Below are 2,501 nucleotides of genomic sequence, written 5' to 3'. Positions count from 1 at the left end.
AGGTGCCCTGTTCGTCGGCTGGCTCACCGAGCACCGCGGCGCCCGCGCCGGGTTTTACATCGGAGGTCTCGTTTCGGTCGCCGCCGCGATCGCCACGCTGGTGGTTGACCGCACGCGGGCCGCCGCCCCGGGCGCCGGCGTCCCGTCGGCCGGCGCGCGAACTGTGGAGGGTTAGTCACGGCCCACAGCCTCCGGACCGTCCCTGACCCGCCACACTTTCCCGTTTTCCCGCACCGGGCCGCCCGCCGCCGGTGGTCTCGTTACCGGAGGTGATGTGCCGAATGTCGAGCGAAAAAGAGCCCAGGGAGCCATTGCACCGCATAATCTGGAGGCTGAGAGATTCTCCCAGATAATTCGATTCCATCACGAGGGCGGTGTACTATCCTCATGCGAGCATCCGACCGCGGCGGTGGCCGTGCCCAGTGACGTCGATCTGTGGCTGAGGCGTTTCCATCCGGCGCCGGCGAGCGCCCCTCGGCTCGTCTGTTTTCCCCATGCGGGCGGCGCGGCGAGCTTCTACGTCCCGCTGTCCAGGGCATTGTCGCCGGTCGCCGAGGTGCGTTCGGTGCAGTATCCGGGCCGCCAGGACCGGCGGACGGAGGCGCCCGAGACGGCCATCGAACCCCTCGCGGACCGCATTGCCGACGTGCTGCGTTCCCTCTCCGACCGCCCGCTGGCGTTCTTCGGGCACAGTATGGGGTCGACCGTCGCCTTCGAGGTGACCCGCCGGTTGGAGGCGGCGGGCGGCCCGGTGCCGTTCGTGCTGTTCGCCTCCGGCCGTAGAGCCCCGTCGACCTCCCGCGCCGAATCCGTGCATCTCCTGGACGACGAGGGTTTCCTACGGGAAATCCACGCGCTTGGTGGAACCGACCCGCGCATCCTCGCCGACCCCGAAATGCTGGAGCTGATCCTGCCGCCCACCCGGGCGGACTACCGGGCGATCGAAACGTATTCCGCCCCCTCGGACGCGGTGATCGGCACGGCGATTACCGCGCTGGTCGGGGATTCCGACGCCAAGGCCACCGTGGCCGAGGCCGAACAATGGCGGGCGCACACGACCGGCGCGTTCACGCTGAAGGTCTTTCCCGGTGGTCATTTCTACCTGTCGGACCAGCAGGCCGCCGTCATCGACACCGTCTCGGCCGGACTGGTTCCCGCGGCCACCGCGGCTCCCTCGCTCTGACCCGTCGGCCTGCCCCGCCGGCCGGCTCGTCGGTCAACGTTGTCGACCTGGACGTGTCGACCTGGACGTGACCCCCGCCACGGGCACCGGCGGCACCCCGGGCGGGATCCGCGTCAGCGTATTTCGTTCGGGGCCGTGGCACCGCGGCTACGCTTCGACCGTGCGGTACGGGTCGGGACGCAAGGGATACGAGGGGCACGAGGGAGACGAGGGACACGAGGGTGCGGTGGCCGGCCTGCTCGCCGCGGTCGCGGCCGAGACCGGCGCGTCCGCGGGGACCCCGCCGTCGCGGGCGATGTCCCGCGCCTACCGGGAGTTGTCCGACCGGTATCGCGCGAACGCCGCCACACCGGGCGACGGTGAGCTGACGGCGGATCACGTCCGGGCCTACCTCGCCGCCCGCCTGCCCGCGACGCTGGCGGTCACCCGCGCGGTTCTCGGTGAGGTGGCGCTGCGCCGCCCGGACTGGCGGCCCGGGTCCGTCCTCGACCTGGGCGCGGGTCCCGGGACGGCGACCTGGGCCGCGCTGGCGGTCTTCCCCGGCGTGACCCGGGCCGTCCTGGTCGAGCGGTCCGCGCTGATGATCGACGTCGGTCGCCGGCTGGCCCGCCGTGGTGGCGCGCCGGCCTTGGGCACGGCGACCTGGCAGCGCACGTCCGTGCTCACCCCGCCCGGCGACGGCGCGGACCGGGCCGACCTGACGGTGGCGGCCTATGTGCTCGGCGAGCTCGCCGACGGCGACCGGGCCGCAGCCGTGGCCGCGTGGTGGCGGGCCACCGCGGCGGAGCTGGTCGTCATCGACGCGGGAACCCCGGCCGGCTTCGCGCGGATCCGCGCCGCGCGCTCGGCGCTCGTCGAGACCGGCGCGACCATCACCGCGCCCTGCCCCGCCGACGACGACTGCCCGATGACGGCGGGGGACTGGTGCCACTTCGGCCGGCGGGTCGAGCGCAGCGCGCTGCACCGGGCGATGAAGGACGGTGCGCTCGGGTACGAGGACGAGAAGTACTCTTACCTCGTCGCGTCGCGTCGCGTCGCGTCGCGTCGCGCCGCCCGCCCGCGCACGCCGCCGGCCGGGTGCTGCGCGTGCCACAGGCCCGCTCGGGCCACGTCCGGCTGACGGTCTGCGAGGCGCCGCGGCAGGGCGACGTGGTCGTGCCGCGGCAGGGTGACGTGGTCGTTTCCCGCAGTGAGAAGAAGGCCTACCGCTGGGCCCGGCGGGCCTCCTGGGGTGACGCCGTCCCGCCCGGCATCGGGCCGCGCTGACCCGCCGTTACCGGCGGGACCCGCCGGTGACCTGAACCCGGCGACGGGAACC

The 2,501-nt window shown here is 73.4% G+C and carries 3 protein-coding genes; all 3 read left to right on the top strand.

Annotated features, from left to right (window positions below; all coding sequences use genetic code 11):
• Window positions 1-409: 409 nt before the first annotated feature.
• A complete protein-coding gene (locus tag ACY45C_RS18345; protein ID WP_462188807.1) occupies window positions 410-1,183 on the top strand; it encodes a thioesterase II family protein in 774 nt (257 codons plus the stop codon).
• Between the two features lie 67 nt (window positions 1,184-1,250).
• The gene (locus ACY45C_RS18340) at window positions 1,251-2,303 is read left to right on the top strand and encodes a small ribosomal subunit Rsm22 family protein (RefSeq protein WP_462188806.1); all 1,053 of its coding nucleotides are present in this window, start codon (window positions 1,251-1,253) and stop codon (window positions 2,301-2,303) included.
• The gene (locus ACY45C_RS18335) at window positions 2,270-2,449 is read left to right on the top strand and encodes a hypothetical protein (protein WP_462188805.1); all 180 of its coding nucleotides are present in this window, start codon (window positions 2,270-2,272) and stop codon (window positions 2,447-2,449) included. The genes ACY45C_RS18340 and ACY45C_RS18335 overlap by 34 nt, the downstream gene beginning before the upstream one ends.
• Window positions 2,450-2,501: the final 52 nt, after the last annotated feature.

This window comes from Frankia sp. CcWB2 (assembly GCF_977927585.1).
The sequence above is the reverse complement of the archived record's forward strand: the minus strand, read 5'-3'. Positions and strand labels throughout refer to the sequence as shown.